The following is a 16,393-nucleotide window of genomic DNA, read 5'->3' on the forward strand; positions in this document are numbered from 1 at the left end:
AAACAGTAAGGAAACTCCTATGCGCATTCTGCCTGTTATCGCCGCGGTGACAGCCGCGTTTTTAGTGGTTGCCTGTAGTTCCCCTACCCCACCGCCAGGCGTTACCGTCGTCACGCCTTTTGATGCACAACGCTTCCTTGGAACATGGTATGAAATCGCGCGCCTCGACCATCGTTTTGAGCAGGGCTTAGAGAAGGTCACTGCGAATTACAGTCCGATGGACGATGGCGGTATTCAGGTGATCAACAGGGGCTATAATCCCGACCGGGAGATGTGGCAGCAGTCGATTGGGAAAGCGTACTTCACGGGCGACCCGCGACGGGCCGCGCTCAAAGTCTCGTTCATTGGCCCGTTTTATGGCGGCTATAACGTGATCGCGCTCGACAGAGAGTACCGTCACGCGCTGGTCTGCGGACCGGATCGCGACTATCTGTGGATACTTTCCCGCACGCCAACTATTTCGTCAGAAATGAAACAGCAGATGCTGGACGTCGCGACCCGGCAAGGGTTTGATGTGTCAAAACTCATCTGGGTAAAACAACCCCATTAATGGGTGCTGAGCTTCAGCCCAATGATCCCGGCCACAATCAAGGCGAGGCTGGCGATACGCGCCAGACTCGCTGACTCTCCCAGCAGCAGAATGCCGGTGATGGCGGCCCCCACCGCACCAATGCCCGTCCAGACGGCATAAGCCGTTCCTACAGGCAGCGAGCGCATTGCCCAGGATAACAGGACAATACTCACGATCATCGCGGTGACGGTTATGACGCTGGGCGTCAGGCGGGTAAATCCGTGGGTGTACTTGAGACCAATTGCCCATACCACTTCAAGCAGGCCAGCAATAAAAAGAATGATCCAGGACATTTCAGGCTCCTTAACTTAATTCAAGTTGGGGCCGTCCCCGGTGAAAGAAACGCTTACGGGTCGTCCCGTAAGGCAGAGATTACGCCCCATATTGTGGTTAGCGTGCTATTTTTTTTCAATCATTTTTTGCTGAACACGTTAAGGCAAGAAATAGCCGCAGTATGGCGCGTAGTTCCGGCATTTAGCACTCATCCGACTTCTCTATGATGATGTGCTTTCTGATGGCAGGAAGCCAAACCACTAGCCGACTGCGAATAACATATGTTCAAAATTCTCTTGATTGACCGTTGTCACTTCACCCGCACGGGATTTGAAGCATGGCTCAATCATTCCGGTTTGTTCCCGGGACACTTCGTTGTGACCGGGTTAAATAATCTGTTCCTTGCCAGGGAGCACATTCTGCAATGGAAACCCACGCTGGTTATCGCCGATCTTTACGGCTTCAGGCAGGATATTCATCATTTTCAGCAGCTCTCGTCGTTGCTGAGCGCCAGTGAACGATTACCGTTTATTTTGCTGCAATCGGGAGAGGACCGCGGCATGACCGACTGGCTCGGAAAGTTCCCGGTGTGGTCGTCGCTGTTGAAAAACGCCAGTCTCGAAGAAGTGGCAACGACTATCAACGACGCATTAATCTCGCGCGCCAGCGCTGACAGGCCAACGGCGGCTGCCCCGTTGCTGACCCGACAGGAAGAGAAAGTGCTGACATTGTGGATGGATGGTGCGAGCAATCAAAAAATTGCCGCTCATCTGAGTATCAACGGAAAAACGGTCTATACCTATAAACGCAATATCCGCATGAAACTGCATATGGATACGCGTTTTTCTCCGTTCTTATCCCTGCAGGAATCAGAAAGCTGACGGTACGAAACCCGGCTGGTCTCGTACCGTATGTTAATTACTGCTGAGCTTTAGTTGCCGCACCAGAGATTGCGCTACCACCTTCAGAAATATCCTGACCGACGCCACGCGTGGTATTACAGGCCGTTAACACTGAAGAAAGTACCAGGACTGAAAAGATCGCTGCAATTGTTTTCTTAACCATAATATCTTCCTTTTATAGCCAAAGTTGTTTTGTGTATAGCAACTTAAGAATAGACAAGATCCCGCCGGTTGACGGAAAAGGAAGCATTTTTAGGAAAATTAGACGAACTTAGCTGGCGGCGTGAGAAATGATATGACCGAGATCCTGGATATCTTGTCCCATCCCACGGGTGGTGTTACAGCCGGAAAGCAATGCGCTGGAAAGCGCTAACAGAAGCAGAATTTTAACGGTACGTTTCATCATCCCTGCCTGCAAAAATCAGGCGCAGCGGGCGCTGCGCCTTCAATCATGACGTAAATTACTTCACGCGGGACACGTATTCGCCGGAGCGGGTATCCACTTTGATCACTTCGCCAGTCTGTACGAACAGTGGAACTTTAACCACTGCGCCGGTAGACAGTTTGGCTGGTTTACCGCCGGTACCTGCGGTATCACCTTTCAGACCTGGATCGGTTTCAACGATTTCCAGTTCAACGAAGTTTGGTGGGGTCACAGCGATAGGCTGGCCGTTCCACAGGGTCACGATGCACTCAGCCTGATCCAGTAGCCATTTAGCGCTATCACCTACCGCTTTCTCGTCAGCAGACAGCTGTTCGAAAGTGGAGTTGTTCATGAAATGATAGAACTCACCGTCGTTGTACAGATAGGTCAGGTTCATATCAACAACATCAGCGCCTTCAGCGGAGTCAGTAGACTTGAAGGTTTTCTCAACACGGGTACCGGTCAGCAGACGGCGCAGCTTAACGCGTGCGAATGCCTGGCCTTTACCTGGTTTAACGAATTCGCTGGCTTCAACCGCGTACGGTTCGCCGTCCATCATGATTTTAAGACCAGCACGAAAATCGTTGCTATAGTACGTTGCCATAAGGCCCTCTAAATTTGTTAACTGGTAGCTAAGCCACAAAATGGCGCATATTGTAACCCTAAACACCCCGTCCAGAGAAGATTGGTTATCGCAACTTGCCGATGTAATCACCAGTCCTGATGAATTGCTGCGTCTTTTAGACCTCGATCAGCACCCAGAGTTGCTTGCAGGCCGCGAGGCAAAGCGCCTTTTCGCCCTGCGCGTTCCCCGTGCGTTTGTGGCGCGAATGGAGAAAGGCAACCCCGACGATCCACTTTTAAAACAAACGCTTACTTCGCAGGATGAGTTTGTCACCGCGCAAGGTTATAGCACCGATCCGCTGGAAGAGCAGAACAGCGTGGTGCCGGGTTTACTGCACAAGTATCTCAACCGCGCCCTGCTGCTGGTAAAAGGCGGCTGTGCGGTAAATTGTCGTTACTGCTTCCGTCGGCACTTTCCCTATGCCGATAACCAGGGCAATAAACGCAACTGGCAGGTCGCGCTGGACTATATCGCCACCCATCCGGAGCTGGATGAGATTATTTTTTCCGGCGGTGACCCGCTGATGGCAAAAGATCATGAGCTGGACTGGCTGCTGACCCAGCTTGAAGCCATTCCGCACGTAAAGCGCCTGCGTATTCACAGCCGTTTACCGATTGTCATTCCGGCACGTGTCACTGACGGCCTGGTATCGCGCCTGGAGCAGTCAAGATTGCAGGTGCTGCTGGTGAACCATATCAACCACGCGAACGAAATTGATGATGACTTTCGCGCGGCGATGGCGCGTCTGCGTAAAGCGGGCGTGACGCTGCTGAACCAGAGCGTGCTGCTGCGCGGCGTGAACGACAGCGCCCGCGTGCTGGCTGACCTGAGTAATGCCCTGTTTGATGCGGGCGTGATGCCCTATTACCTGCACGTGCTGGATCGCGTTCAGGGCGCGGCCCATTTCATGGTGACGGATGAAGAAGCCCGGCAGATTATGCGCGAACTGTTAACACTGGTTTCAGGCTATATGGTGCCGAAGCTGGCACGCGAGATTGGCGGAGAGCCGAGCAAGACGCCGCTGGATTTGCAGCTGCGGCAGTGCTAGTTTCCCCTCACCCTAACCCTCTCCCACAGGGAGAGGGAAAAAGGCAATCAGTTTGGGCACTTGTAGACCTGGCCGTTCATCTGGCTGGCGGTCGGCACGAAGCTGGACAGCATACTCTGCGTTGGGCTGCTCACGCCGTAAATCACGTTTCCGCCCATTGCCGCAGCCTGGTTACGCAGGGCATTCGCCGCACCGCGCATCGAGCCACCTTCTTCGCCATGCTGACCTGACATCCAGTTACTTTGCTCACCGGTTGCCGTGCCTAACAGCTGGCATTCACTGCCAGGCTTATCTTCCACAAAGCGAACGCCCTGGCCCGCTGCCGACAGCTCATTGCTGGAGCTACAACCCGCCAGCAGCAATGCTGCCCCTACAATCCCTGCACAGACTTTTACGCGCATGTTATTCCTCGTTTTCAATAAGCTGGACAGTAGTTGTCCGTGTGTAAATCTTATACCTAAAAGATGACCAAAAGAAAAACCCCCGAGCATTTCTGCCCGGGGGTTTTTCACATTCTACGACGTAGAACGCACGATTACATCATGCCGCCCATACCGCCCATGCCGCCCATGCCAGCAGCACCTAAGTCAGGTGCATCGCCTTTAGGCAGGTCGGTTACCATGCACTCGGTGGTGATCATCAGGCCAGCGACAGATGCCGCGTACTGCAGAGCAGAACGGGTTACTTTCGTTGGATCCAGGATACCGAAGTCGATCATGTTGCCGTATTCTTCAGTTGCCGCGTTGTAACCGTAGTTACCTTCGCCCGCTTTCACGTTGTTGGTCACAACAGATGGTTCTTCACCGGCGTTAGACACGATCTGACGCAGAGGCGCTTCCATTGCGCGCAGCGCAACTTTGATACCCACGTTCTGATCTTCGTTCTGTGCGGTCAGGCCTGCCAGCTTAGCGGCAACACGCACCAGCGCAACACCACCACCAGCAACCACGCCTTCTTCTACCGCAGCACGGGTCGCATGCAGGGCATCGTCAACGCGTGCTTTTTTCTCTTTCATTTCAACTTCGGTAGCTGCACCGACTTTGATTACCGCAACGCCGCCAGCCAGTTTCGCTACGCGCTCCTGCAGTTTTTCACGGTCGTAATCGGAAGTCGCTTCTTCGATCTGCTTACGGATCTGACCCACGCGGCCCTGAATAGCGGCTTCTTCACCCACACCGTCGATGATGGTGGTGGTGTCTTTGTTGATCACAACGCGTTTCGCCTGGCCCAGGTCTTCCAGGGTCGCTTTTTCCAGCTCCATACCGATCTCTTCAGAGATCACGGTACCGCCGGTCAGGGTAGCGATATCCTGCAGCATCGCTTTACGGCGATCGCCGAAGCCAGGTGCTTTAACAGCAGCCACTTTCACGATGCCGCGCATGGTGTTAACCACCAGGGTCGCCAGCGCTTCGCCTTCAACGTCTTCAGCGATGATAACCAGAGGCTTGCCTGCTTTCGCAACGGCTTCCAGTACTGGCAGCATTTCGCGGATGTTGGAGATTTTCTTGTCAGCCAGCAGGATGAACGGGCTTTCCAGCTCAACAGCACCAGTTTCTGGCTTGTTGATGAAGTATGGGGACAGGTAACCGCGGTCGAACTGCATACCTTCAACCACGTCCAGTTCGTCTTCCAGACCGGTACCGTCTTCAACGGTGATCACGCCTTCTTTACCGACTTTGTCCATCGCTTCAGCGATCAGTTTACCTACGGTTTCGTCGGAGTTAGCGGAGATGGTACCAACCTGAGCAATGGCTTTAGAGTCAGAGCACGGTACGGACAGCGCTTTCAGTTCTTCAACAGCGGCAGTGACGGCTTTGTCGATACCGCGTTTAAGATCCATTGGGTTCATGCCCGCAGCAACGGCTTTCAGACCTTCGGTGATGATTGCCTGCGCCAGTACGGTCGCGGTGGTGGTACCGTCACCTGCAGCGTCGTTCGCTTTAGAGGCAACTTCTTTCACCATCTGCGCGCCCATGTTTTCGAACTTGTCTTCCAGCTCAATTTCACGTGCTACAGAAACACCATCTTTGGTGATGGTTGGCGCGCCGAAGGATTTATCCAGCACTACGTTGCGGCCTTTCGGGCCCAGAGTCACTTTAACTGCATCTGCCAGTACGTTTACGCCGCGGAGCATTTTTACACGAGCGTCGTTACCGAATTTTACGTCTTTAGCTGCCATGTTCTTATTTCCTCAAATTCTCGTGCGTAAATTACGCTTCAACAATTGCCAGAATGTCGCTCTCGGACATGATCAACACTTCTTCATTGTCGATCTTCTCGGATTTCACGCCGTAGCCATCGTTGAAAATTACGATGTCACCAACTTTAACGTCCAGTGGCTGCACAGTTCCGTTTTCCAGGATGCGGCCCTTACCGACAGCGATGATTTCGCCACGCGTTGATTTGGCTGCTGCAGAACCGGTCAGAACGATGCCGCCAGCAGACTTGGTTTCAACTTCTTTACGTTTGACGATCACACGATCATGTAACGGACGAATACTCATTGATAGCTCTCCTTTGAGAAAGTCATTATCAGTTATGGATGACGCCGGCCCGCATGCGGTTTTCCGACTAGTGCCCTGAGAGATGGGGATAGCTTTTTCCCCCTTCAAGGGGGAGTCGAAAAAAAAATTTGCGAAAGTGTTACCATCGCCTCTCTTTTGGTACTGGCAGGGCGATGTGAATGAGTGGACTCAAGCAGGAGCTGGGGCTGGCGCAGGGCGTCGGACTGCTCTCAACCTCCTTGTTAGGTACGGGCGTGTTTGCCGTACCCGCGCTGGCGGCGCTGGTGGCTGGAAATAACAGCCTGTGGGCGTGGCCGGCGCTGATTGTATTGGTTTTCCCGATAGCCATTGTGTTTGCCATCCTGGGGCGGCATTTCCCCAGCGCGGGCGGTGTGGCGCACTTTGTCGGACTGGCCTTTGGCCCGCGGCTGCAGCGCGTCACCGGCTGGCTGTTTCTTTCCGTCATTCCGGTTGGCCTACCTGCGGCGCTGCATATTGCGACCGGCTTTGGTCAGGCGCTGTTTGGCTGGTATAACGAGCAGTTATTGCTGGCCGAACTGGGAACGCTGGCAATCGTCCGGTGGGTAGGCTCTCGCGGCGCCAGCTCCAGCGCCAACCTGCAGACGCTGGTTGCGGTGCTGATTGTCGCGCTCGTTGTCGCTATCTGGTGGGTGGGCGATATCACAATCAAGGAAATTCCCTTCCCTGCGGTGACAGACGTCGACCATTCACAGCTTTTCGCCGCGCTCTCCGTCATGTTCTGGTGTTTTGTCGGCCTGGAAGCCTTTGCCCATCTGGCCTCTGAATTTAAGCAGCCTGAACGCGATTTCCCCCGCGCGCTGATGATAGGTCTGCTGCTTGCTGGCACGGTCTATTGGGCGTGTACCGTGCTGGTCTTACACTTCCACGCGTTCGGAGCGGATCTCGCCGCCGCGGCATCGCTACCGGGTATCGTGGTGGAACTGTTCGGCGTGAAGGCACTATGGATCGCCTGTGCGATCGGCTATCTCGCCTGTTTTGCCAGCCTCAATATTTATATCCAGAGCTTTGCCCGGCTGGTGTGGTCGCAGGCACTCGACAAACCAGAGAATCGCCTCGCGCGCCTGTCTAAACGCCAGCTTCCGCTGAATGCTCTGAATGCCGTACTGGGCTGCTGCGTGGTGAGCACGCTGTGTATTTACGCACTGAAGATTAATCTGGACGCGCTCATCGTCTACGCCAACGGCATTTTCATCATGATCTACCTGCTGTGCATGCTGGCGGGATGTCGTTTGCTGAAAGGTCGCTATAAAGCTCTGGCGGTCGTCGGGGGTGTGCTTTGCCTGCTGTTGCTGGCGATGGTGGGATGGAAGAGTCTGTACGCGATTGTCATGCTGGCAGGGCTGTGGGTGTTTTTGCCGAAGCGCGGTGAGCTCCCGGAGGCCCGGTAGGCGAAGCGCCACCGGGCAACAAAATCACCGATCGTCTTTATGATCTAAACGGTCGTGCTGTTCATCCTTACGCTGATACTCCCCTTCAAAGGTATCGCCCGGCCCGGTGCTAAACCCGCCGCCCGGCATACGGCTAAAGCGCAGATGCGGCAGCAGCTTCATGGTCAGGTGTTTTTGCACCGGCGGCAGAAGCAGCAGCAGGCCGAGGAAGTCAGTGAAGAACCCCGGCAGGATCAGCAGCAGCCCCGCAATAATCAACGACACGCTTTTGATCATCTCTTCCGCAGGGCTTTCCCCTGCGGCCATCTTCTGCTGCATTATCAGGAAATTTTTGAAACCCTGATTACGCACCAGCGACATGCCGATGACGGAGGTGAAAATCACCAGAATCAGCGTCAGCAGGACGCCCAGCACATGGGCAACCTGGATGAAAATGGAAATCTCAATGTAAACATAGAGAAAGAAAGCAATAAACGGTATCCAGCGCACTGGCATCTCCTGTGTGGCAGAGGCCATCGGGCCCCTGTCTGAATGTGTTCGCGACGCGCGTTTGTATGAGATGGTGACGGTTAGCGAAAATTCAATCAGTTTGCACGGATATTTTTTTTGGAAATTTTAAAGCGGTGACCCATTTCACAGATTAATAATTATCATGGAATCGGCTCGATAATAAGTGATCCAGCTTACGGCAATTCGCTATCATCAGCATATGATCTCGAGCATCTGGCTGATTGAGGGAATAATCGTCGGCCAGAAAATATTCAAAACCACATAAATACTGTGTGTTTAGTACAATCCATCGGCAGCTTGAAAAGAAGGTTCACATGTTAAACAACATTCGTATCGAAGAAGACTTGTTGGGTACCAGGGAAGTTCCAGCGGATGCCTACTACGGTGTCCACACTCTGAGAGCGATTGAAAACTTCTACATCAGCAACAGCAAAATCAGCGACATTCCTGAGTTTGTCCGTGGCATGGTGATGGTGAAGAAAGCCGCAGCACTGGCCAACAAAGAGCTGCAAACCATTCCTAAAAGCGCGGCAAATGCGATTATCGCAGCCTGCGATGAAGTGCTGAACAACGGCAAATGCATGGACCAGTTCCCGGTTGACGTCTATCAGGGCGGCGCGGGCACCTCCGTCAACATGAATACCAACGAAGTACTGGCAAACATTGGCCTGGAGCTGATGGGTCACCAGAAAGGTGAATACCAGTACCTGAACCCGAACGATCACGTAAACAAATGCCAGTCTACCAACGACGCCTACCCTACCGGCTTCCGTATCGCGGTGTATGCCTCTGTGGTGAAACTGGTGGATGCGATCAACCAGCTGGGTGATGGCTTCCAGCGTAAAGCGGTTGAGTTCCAGGACATCCTGAAAATGGGCCGTACCCAGCTGCAGGACGCGGTGCCGATGACGCTCGGCCAGGAATTCCACGCGTTTAACGTACTGCTGAACGAAGAGACCAAAAACCTGCTGCGCACCTCCGAGCTGCTGCTGGAAGTGAACCTGGGCGCCACCGCCATCGGTACCCGTCTGAACACCCCGGATGGCTATCAGCAGCTGGCGGTACAGAAGCTGGCTGAAGTCTCTAACCTGCCGGTTGTACCTGCAGAAGACCTGATTGAAGCCACCTCCGACTGCGGCGCCTACGTCATGGTACACAGCGCCCTGAAACGTCTGGCGGTGAAACTGTCCAAAATCTGTAACGACCTGCGCCTGCTCTCTTCCGGTCCGCGCGCTGGCCTGAATGAAATCAACCTGCCAGAACTGCAGGCGGGTTCGTCCATCATGCCAGCCAAGGTGAACCCGGTTGTGCCAGAAGTGGTGAATCAGGTTTGCTTCAAAGTCATCGGTAACGATACGACCGTGACCATGGCCTCTGAAGCGGGTCAGCTGCAGCTGAACGTGATGGAGCCAGTGATTGGCCAGGCGATGTTTGAATCCATCCACATCCTGACCAACGCCTGCTACAACCTGCTGGAAAAATGCATTAACGGCATCACGGCGAATAAAGAAGTCTGTGAGGGTTATGTCTATAACTCCATCGGGATCGTCACCTACCTCAACCCGTTCATCGGTCACCACAACGGTGATATCGTCGGTAAGATTTGTGCCGAAACCGGTAAGAGCGTACGTGAAGTGGTGCTGGAGCGCGGGCTGTTGACCGAAGCTGAGCTGGACGATATCTTCTCGGCCCAGAACCTGATGCACCCGGCATATAAAGCAAAACGATATACCGATGAAAGCGAACAGTAACCGTTCAGGCTAGGCTTCTTAAGGCACGTCACTTGTGACGTGCCTTTTTTCTTTTTAGGCGTTACCAAAATACAACAATTCAATATCAACTTGTTAATAAGCAAGGAAGGTCCTTATGTTTGGAGCAGAACTCGTCATCGTCTTGTTGGCGATTTATTTGGGAGCAAGACTCGGGGGTATCGGCATCGGTTTTGCCGGCGGTCTCGGGGTGCTCGTTCTTACCCTTATCTTTCAGATTAAACCCGGCGCAATCCCGTTCGACGTTATCGAAATCATCATGGCCGTTATTGCCGCTATCGCCGCCATGCAGGTGGCAGGCGGTATGGACTACCTGGTAAGCCTGGCGGAGCGTATGCTGCGCCGCCATCCAAAATACATTACCTTCCTTGCCCCGCTGGTGACCTGGTTTATGACCATTCTCGCCGGTACGGGCCACACCGCCTTCTCTACGCTGCCGGTGATTACCGAAGTGGCGAAAGAGCAGGGTATCCGTCCGTCTCGTCCGCTCTCTATTGCCGTCGTCGCATCCCAGATTGCGATTACCGCCTCACCGATTTCCGCTGCGGTGGTCTTCTTCGCCGGTATCCTTGAGCCGATGGGCGTGAGCTACCTGACGCTGCTGGCGATCTGTATCCCGGTGACGCTGATTGCGGTGATGATCACTGCCGTGCTGTGTAACTTCCTCGGCGCCGAACTGAAAGACGATCCGGTTTATCAGGAACGCCTCGCCAAGGGTGAAGTGAGACTGCGCGGCAGCCAGGTCTTCGAGCTGAAGCCGCACGCAAAACGTTCCGTGCTGCTGTTCCTGATCGGTATTGTCGCGGTGATGTTCTACGCGACCGCCATCAGCGACACCGTGGGCCTGATCCAGAACCCGGTCCTGCCGCGTAACGAAGCGATTGTGGTGTTTATGCTGACCATCGCGACGCTGATTAGCATCACCTGTAAAATTGATACCAGCGAAGTGCTGAACGCCAGCACCTTCAAATCCGGTATGAGCGCCTGCGTGTGCGTCCTCGGCGTAGCCTGGCTTGGTGATACCTTCGTGAAAGCGCACATCAGCGACATTCAGACCGTCGCTGGCGACCTGCTGCACAACTACCCATGGCTGCTGGCGGTGGTGCTGTTCTTTGCTGCTACCCTGCTTTACTCCCAGGCGGCGACCACCAAAGCGCTGATGCCTGCGGCACTGATGCTGGGCGTTACCCCGCTGACGGCGATTGCCTCTTTCGCAGCGGTTTCTGCCCTGTTCGTTCTGCCAACCTATCCAACCCTGCTGGCGGCGGTGGAGATGGACGACACCGGCTCAACCCGTATCGGTAAGTATGTGTTTAACCACGCGTTCCTGATCCCGGGCGTGGTCGCCATTTCACTTTGCGTGATCCTCGGCTTTATCATTGGCGGCGTGGTGCTGTAAACGGTGAGTGGTTGTAAAAATAGTTAAAATCGGGCCGCTCTGCGGCCCGTTTCATTAATGACCAACCGCCTTGCGTGATATAGTGAAGCCTTTCGTGATGAGGAGGTCGACTTGTGAACACGCCTGATGCTGTTGTCGTACTGTGTACCGCCCCTGATGAAGCCTCTGCCCAGGATCTCGCCGCCAAAGTGCTGGCCGAAAAACTGGCTGCCTGCGTGACGCTCCTTCCCGGTGCTACCTCCCTTTATTACTGGGAAGGCAAACTGGAGCAAGAGTACGAAGTCCAGATGTTGCTCAAAACCAATCTGGCGAATCAGCAGGCTCTCCTGGACTGCCTCAAATCTCATCATCCTTACCAAACTCCGGAACTGCTGGTGCTGCCAGTGGTCCACGGCGATAACGACTATCTCTCATGGCTCAACGCTTCCTTACGCTGATCCTGCTGCTGTGCAGCACGTCAGCTTTTGCCGGGTTGTTTGACGCGCCCGGCCGTTCGAACTTTATTCCTGCCGACCAGGCGTTCGTTTTCGACTTTCAGCAAAACCAGCACGATCTCAATCTTACCTGGCAGGTGAAAGAGGGCTATTACCTCTATCGCAAGCAGGTGAGCATTACCCCTGCCCAGGCAAACGTGGGCGCACTGCAGATGCCCGCTGGCGAGTGGCACGAGGACGAGTTCTACGGCAAGAGTGAGATCTACCGCCAGCGCTTAAGCGTGCCCGTGACGGTGAATCAGGCCGATAAAGGCGCGACGCTGACGGTAACCTATCAGGGATGTGCGGATGCAGGTTTCTGCTATCCGCCGGAGACGAAAGTCGTGCCGCTTAGCGAAGTGAAAGCGTCTGCTGCTGTAACGCCGGTCCCCTCGGTTGAGAAAACCAACGACAGCGCTGACCTTCCGTTCTCAGCGCTGTGGGCGTTACTGATTGGTATAGGCATTGCCTTTACGCCGTGCGTGCTGCCGATGTATCCGCTCATCTCTGGCATCGTGCTGGGCGGCAAACAGCGTCTTTCTACTGCCCGCGCGCTGCTGCTGGCCTTTATATACGTGCAGGGAATGGCGCTAACCTACACGGCGCTCGGCCTCGCGGTTGCCGCTGCCGGTTTACAGTTCCAGGCAGCACTCCAGCACCCTTATGTTCTCATTGGCCTGTCAGCGGTGTTTATCCTGTTGGCGCTGTCAATGTTTGGCCTGTTCACGCTACAGCTGCCCTCCTCGCTGCAAACGCGCTTAACGCTGATGAGCAACCGTCAGCAGGGCGGCTCCGCAGGCGGCGTGTTCGCGATGGGTGCCATTGCCGGGCTGATATGCTCTCCCTGCACTACCGCGCCGCTGAGCGCTATCCTGCTGTACATAGCCCAGAGCGGCAACATGTGGCTCGGCGGCGGAACGTTGTACCTGTATGCCCTGGGCATGGGCCTGCCGCTGATTCTGGTCACGGTTTTCGGCAATCGACTGCTGCCGAAGAGCGGCCCGTGGATGGAGACGGTGAAAACCGCGTTTGGCTTTGTCATCCTCGCGCTGCCGGTGTTCCTCCTTGAGCGTATCATCGGGGACGTCTGGGGTTTACGCCTGTGGGCGATGCTCGGCGTAGCGTTCTTTGCCTGGGCGTTTATTGTCAGCCTGGGGGCGAAGAAGCCATGGATGCGCCTGGTACAAATCCTGCTGCTGGCTGCTGCGCTGGTGAGCGTACGCCCTCTGCAGGACTGGGCGTTCGGCACACCGGTGGGTCAGACGCAAGCGCATCTGAACTTCACCCAGATTAAAAACGTGGATGAACTCAACAGCGCCCTGGCAGAGGCGAAAGGCAAAGCGGTGATGCTCGATCTCTATGCCGACTGGTGTGTCGCCTGCAAAGAGTTTGAAAAATATACTTTTAGCGATCCACAGGTGCAAAGCGTCCTGAAAGAGACCGTTTTGCTCCAGGCGAACGTGACCGCCAATAATGCGCAGGATAAGGCTCTGCTGAAGCAGCTTAACGTGCTCGGGCTGCCAACGATTCTGTTCTTCAATCAACAGGGCCAGGAGCAGCCAGAACAGCGTGTAACCGGGTTTATGGATGCGGCGGCATTTAGCGCGCATTTGCGCAATCGCCAACCGTAAACAACACTTTAAACGGGACATACCGTTGGGAATAGCGGAGGAGATAACCGTGCAACGTGAAGACGTACTGGGACAAGCCCTGCAACTACTTGAGATTCAAGGGATCGCCAGCACCACGCTTGAGATGGTAGCCGACCGTATCGATTATCCTCTGGATGAACTTAAGCGCTTCTGGCCTGATAAAGAGGCACTACTCTATGATGCCCTGCGCTATCTCAGCCAGCAGGTTGATATCTGGCGCAGGCAACTGATGCTGAATGAAGAACTGACCGCGGAGCAAAAGCTGCTGGCGCGCTATACCGCGCTGACCGAATGCGTCAGCAACAACCGCTACCCGGGTTGTCTGTTCATCGCCGCCTGCACTTATTTTCCCGACCCAGGCCACCCTATCCACCAGTTGGCGGAGCAGCAAAAACGGGCGGCGCATGACTTCACCCACGAGCTGCTGACCACGCTGGAAGTCGATGACCCGGCGATGGTGGCGAAGCAGATGGAGCTGGTGCTGGAAGGTTGCCTCAGCCGCATGCTGGTGAACCGTAGCCAGGCCGATGTGGATACGGCGCACCGCCTGGCGGAAGATATTCTACGCTTTGCCCAATGCAGAATGGGTGGAGCGCTGACTTAAGCCAGCATGCCCGCCCAGGCGGAGACGAGCAGACACAGCGCCATCAGGCGCTGAAACCGCACCATCGCCACGGTGGTGCGAAAAATTCGGTTCACCGCTTTACCCAACCACGCCCAGCACATCAAGCAGGCTATCGAGATCAGCAGAAACCATAGCGCCATTAGCGCAATATCCCGCAATGCATGGTCGCCAGTTGGGGCAAACAGGCTGACGACGGCCAGCGCCATCATCCAGGTTTTGGGGTTCACGATCTGCAGCAGCGCCGCCGCCCGAGCGGTGAATCGGATACGGTTCTCAGCGGAAAGACGGGCGGCCGGAGCGCGAAACAGCTGCCAGCTCATCCAGCTTAGCCACAGCACGCCTGCCCAGCTCATTATCTGACGTATCAGAGGATACTGACGCAGCACTTCTCCTGCGCCCGCGCCTGATACCAGCACGATCGCACTAGCCGCGATACACCCGCCCAGAATAGCAGGTACGGTATTTTTTACGCCAAAGTGCTGGCTGTTCGTCAGCACCAGGATATTGGTTGGCCCCGGCGTAATGGAGGCGACAAATGCGAACAGCAGAAAGGGTATCAAACTCACAGGTGGCTCCTTTTTATTAGAGCCATGAATGTGCCGTTATTTTTTGGAAACGTCTGGAAGGTTTGTGCACAATCGGCGGTAGTGTGCGGGAGAGATACGGTAAGCACGCTGAAACCATCGCCCCAGATGGCTTTGATCGGCAAAACCCACTGCGGCAGCCACATCAACGGGCTGGTCGCCACGCGCCAGCAGCTGTCGGGCCTTTGCCAGACGCAGCTGAATAAGCCATGCGTGGGGCGCCAGGTTGAACTCGCGCTTAAAACAGCGCGTCAGGGTAAAGCGATCCGTGCCCGTCTCGCGCGCAAGATCTGACAGCCCCACGTTCTCACCGATATGGGCATAGAGATAGTCGCGCGCACGATGCGCCACAGCAGCGCTTTGTAACTGCGACGGTAGTTTCTTACGCCAGTGGCAGTGGGCGGTGATCCGGGAGAGCAGATTATCCATTGTGCTTTGCTGAACGATTTTCATCTCGTCATTATGCAGGGTGGAGAATGTCTCACCGATAGCGCGCACCAGCTGCGGCTCCCGCGTCAGCGTTTGGGCAAAGTGGAGTGAATAACTCCCTGGAGTCGATTCGTAGAGCCCCTGTAGCGCATGGGTAAGCCAGCGCTCATCAAGATAGAAGGTCAGATAGGTAAAACCGCCCTCGACAGGCGCATCTCCGTCGTGAATTTCTCCTGGCTCGAGGAGAAATGCGTCGCCCGGCTGGCTACGATGACGCTCACGGCGGCAGTGAAACTGCTGCGTGCCAGAGAGGGTTATCCCTACCAGATAGCTATCGTGCCAGTGCGGATCAAAAGCATGCCCTTCGAAATGCGCTTTAATCGTCTCAATCCCCGTATCTGCATGCTGACGCAGTTCAAGCCAGTCATTTGCCATACTGCCCTCCTCTTGCTCTCAGCATTGCCGTATTACACTGGTTCTGTCTGGAAGATTTGTGCATTTTCACGGCGAAAGCGGACAGATTGCCGCAAACTTAAGCAGTTGAACAGCTTTTCCCGAAATAATGTTGACGATCGAGCGTGATTGCGGTTTAATGCGCTCCGTTGCCCGGATAGCTCAGTCGGTAGAGCAGGGGATTGAAAATCCCCGTGTCCTTGGTTCGATTCCGAGTCCGGGCACCACTATTTAAAGAACCCAGCCTATGGCTGGGTTTTTGCTTTTCTGCGTTTATAAATCCCTTCTTTGTATTCTTGTTTCTCTTTGCCGTGGGATCGTGCGGTCTGCGTTGCCGGATGGCGGCTTTGCCTTATCCGGCCTACTGAGCCCGCAGGCCCGGCAAGTGCAGCACTATCGGCCTTTTCTGCGCGCGCAAAGCAAAAAACCCCGCACCTTACGGTACGGGGTTCTTCTATTTGATGCCTGGCAGTTCCCTACTCTCACATGGGGAGACCCCACACTACCATCGGCGCTACGGCGTTTCACTTCTGAGTTCGGCATGGGGTCAGGTGGGACCACCGCGCTAAAGCCGCCAGGCAAATTCTGTTAATCTGTATCAAAGCTGAGAATCTTCTGTCTCTCGTCCGCCGAAACAGCTTCGGCGTTGTAAGGTTAAGCCTCACGGTTCATTAGTATCGGTTAGCTCAACGCATCGCTGCGCTTACACACCCGACCTATCA

Annotated in this window: 19 protein-coding genes, 1 tRNA gene and 1 rRNA gene; 10 read left to right on the plus strand and 11 right to left on the minus strand. The window is 54.8% G+C overall.

The annotated features are described in order from the left end of the window. Positions 1-19: 19 nt before the first annotated feature. Positions 20-550 (plus strand): lipocalin family protein, encoded by a 531-nt coding sequence (locus DFO52_RS20570; RefSeq protein ID WP_111965406.1) that lies wholly within the window; start codon positions 20-22, stop codon positions 548-550. Here DFO52_RS20570 and sugE read toward each other — a convergent pair. Continuing rightward, positions 547-864 (minus strand): quaternary ammonium compound efflux SMR transporter SugE, encoded by a 318-nt coding sequence (gene sugE, locus DFO52_RS20575; protein ID WP_006178944.1) that lies wholly within the window; start codon positions 862-864, stop codon positions 547-549. The two genes, DFO52_RS20570 and sugE, sit on opposite strands and share 4 nt — an antisense overlap. A gap of 261 nt (positions 865-1,125) precedes the next feature. On the opposite strand from sugE, the gene DFO52_RS20580 reads away from it, so the two are divergent. Continuing rightward, positions 1,126-1,725, plus strand: coding sequence for a LuxR C-terminal-related transcriptional regulator (locus tag DFO52_RS20580; RefSeq protein ID WP_133551104.1), 600 nt, complete (start codon positions 1,126-1,128; stop codon positions 1,723-1,725). 37 nt (positions 1,726-1,762) lie between these two features. Here DFO52_RS20580 and ecnB read toward each other — a convergent pair whose 3' ends face one another. The 3 genes from ecnB to efp form a co-directional block, all read right to left on the minus strand. Continuing rightward, complete coding sequence (gene ecnB / locus DFO52_RS20585; RefSeq protein WP_003025482.1) at positions 1,763-1,909, minus strand: lipoprotein toxin entericidin B; 147 nt, start codon at positions 1,907-1,909, stop codon at positions 1,763-1,765. Positions 1,910-2,017: 108 nt separating this feature from the next. Then, a complete protein-coding gene (locus DFO52_RS20590) occupies positions 2,018-2,149 on the minus strand; it encodes an entericidin A/B family lipoprotein (RefSeq protein WP_024907352.1) in 132 nt (43 codons plus the stop codon). A gap of 58 nt (positions 2,150-2,207) precedes the next feature. After that, the gene (efp, locus tag DFO52_RS20595) at positions 2,208-2,774 is read right to left on the minus strand and encodes an elongation factor P (protein ID WP_010427766.1); all 567 of its coding nucleotides are present in this window, start codon (positions 2,772-2,774) and stop codon (positions 2,208-2,210) included. A gap of 40 nt (positions 2,775-2,814) precedes the next feature. On the opposite strand from efp, the gene epmB reads away from it, so the two are divergent. Then, a complete protein-coding gene (epmB, locus tag DFO52_RS20600) occupies positions 2,815-3,843 on the plus strand; it encodes an EF-P beta-lysylation protein EpmB (protein ID WP_133551105.1) in 1,029 nt (342 codons plus the stop codon). A 47-nt stretch (positions 3,844-3,890) separates the two neighbouring features. Here epmB and DFO52_RS20605 read toward each other — a convergent pair whose 3' ends face one another. The 3 genes from DFO52_RS20605 to DFO52_RS20615 form a co-directional block, all read right to left on the minus strand. Continuing rightward, on the minus strand, positions 3,891-4,244 hold the full coding sequence (locus tag DFO52_RS20605; protein WP_023310115.1) for a DUF4156 domain-containing protein: 354 nt from the start codon (positions 4,242-4,244) through the stop codon (positions 3,891-3,893). A gap of 134 nt (positions 4,245-4,378) precedes the next feature. Next, positions 4,379-6,022: a chaperonin GroEL gene (gene groL, locus DFO52_RS20610; protein ID WP_029742112.1), complete on the minus strand. Its 1,644-nt coding sequence runs from the start codon at positions 6,020-6,022 to the stop codon at positions 4,379-4,381. 31 nt (positions 6,023-6,053) lie between these two features. Next, a complete protein-coding gene (locus tag DFO52_RS20615; RefSeq protein ID WP_003855929.1) occupies positions 6,054-6,347 on the minus strand; it encodes a co-chaperone GroES in 294 nt (97 codons plus the stop codon). Positions 6,348-6,526: 179 nt separating this feature from the next. Between DFO52_RS20615 and yjeH the strand changes: the two genes are divergently transcribed. Then, the gene (gene yjeH / locus DFO52_RS20620) at positions 6,527-7,777 is read left to right on the plus strand and encodes an L-methionine/branched-chain amino acid transporter (RefSeq protein ID WP_133551106.1); all 1,251 of its coding nucleotides are present in this window, start codon (positions 6,527-6,529) and stop codon (positions 7,775-7,777) included. Between the two features lie 24 nt (positions 7,778-7,801). Here yjeH and DFO52_RS20625 read toward each other — a convergent pair whose 3' ends face one another. Beyond that, a complete protein-coding gene (locus DFO52_RS20625; protein ID WP_023616652.1) occupies positions 7,802-8,266 on the minus strand; it encodes an FxsA family protein in 465 nt (154 codons plus the stop codon). A 335-nt stretch (positions 8,267-8,601) separates the two neighbouring features. Here DFO52_RS20625 and aspA point away from each other — a divergent pair, with 335 nt between their 5' ends. The 5 genes from aspA to DFO52_RS20650 all read left to right on the plus strand — a co-directional run bounded on the left by aspA (position 8,602) and on the right by DFO52_RS20650 (position 14,184). Beyond that, positions 8,602-10,038: an aspartate ammonia-lyase gene (gene aspA / locus DFO52_RS20630; RefSeq protein ID WP_003855923.1), complete on the plus strand. Its 1,437-nt coding sequence runs from the start codon at positions 8,602-8,604 to the stop codon at positions 10,036-10,038. Positions 10,039-10,153: 115 nt separating this feature from the next. Beyond that, on the plus strand, positions 10,154-11,455 hold the full coding sequence (locus DFO52_RS20635) for an anaerobic C4-dicarboxylate transporter (protein WP_023334226.1): 1,302 nt from the start codon (positions 10,154-10,156) through the stop codon (positions 11,453-11,455). A gap of 113 nt (positions 11,456-11,568) precedes the next feature. After that, the gene (gene cutA, locus DFO52_RS20640) at positions 11,569-11,892 is read left to right on the plus strand and encodes a divalent cation tolerance protein CutA (RefSeq protein ID WP_014168278.1); all 324 of its coding nucleotides are present in this window, start codon (positions 11,569-11,571) and stop codon (positions 11,890-11,892) included. Next, a complete protein-coding gene (locus tag DFO52_RS20645; RefSeq protein WP_133551107.1) occupies positions 11,868-13,559 on the plus strand; it encodes a protein-disulfide reductase DsbD in 1,692 nt (563 codons plus the stop codon). Before cutA ends, DFO52_RS20645 begins: the two co-directional genes overlap by 25 nt. Positions 13,560-13,608: 49 nt before the next feature. Then, on the plus strand, positions 13,609-14,184 hold the full coding sequence (locus DFO52_RS20650; protein ID WP_023310110.1) for a transcriptional regulator: 576 nt from the start codon (positions 13,609-13,611) through the stop codon (positions 14,182-14,184). On the opposite strand, the gene DFO52_RS20655 is transcribed toward DFO52_RS20650, so the two are convergent. Together DFO52_RS20655 and DFO52_RS20660 are read right to left on the minus strand one after the other, a co-directional pair. Next, positions 14,181-14,771 (minus strand): LysE family translocator, encoded by a 591-nt coding sequence (locus DFO52_RS20655; RefSeq protein WP_059347274.1) that lies wholly within the window; start codon positions 14,769-14,771, stop codon positions 14,181-14,183. The two genes, DFO52_RS20650 and DFO52_RS20655, sit on opposite strands and share 4 nt — an antisense overlap. Positions 14,772-14,807: 36 nt before the next feature. Beyond that, entirely contained in the window at positions 14,808-15,653 is an 846-nt protein-coding gene (locus DFO52_RS20660) for an AraC family transcriptional regulator (RefSeq protein ID WP_029742108.1), read from the minus strand. A 169-nt stretch (positions 15,654-15,822) separates the two neighbouring features. On the opposite strand from DFO52_RS20660, the gene DFO52_RS20665 reads away from it, so the two are divergent. Continuing rightward, positions 15,823-15,898: transfer RNA gene (locus DFO52_RS20665), tRNA-Phe, on the plus strand. Positions 15,899-16,134: 236 nt separating this feature from the next. On the opposite strand, the gene rrf is transcribed toward DFO52_RS20665, so the two are convergent. Continuing rightward, positions 16,135-16,250, minus strand: a 5S ribosomal RNA gene (rrf, locus tag DFO52_RS20670). Positions 16,251-16,393 lie beyond the last annotated feature (143 nt).

The sequence above is a fragment of the Enterobacter sp. AG326 genome (assembly GCF_004362415.1).
Taxonomy (GTDB): Bacteria; Pseudomonadota; Gammaproteobacteria; order Enterobacterales; family Enterobacteriaceae; genus Enterobacter; species Enterobacter asburiae.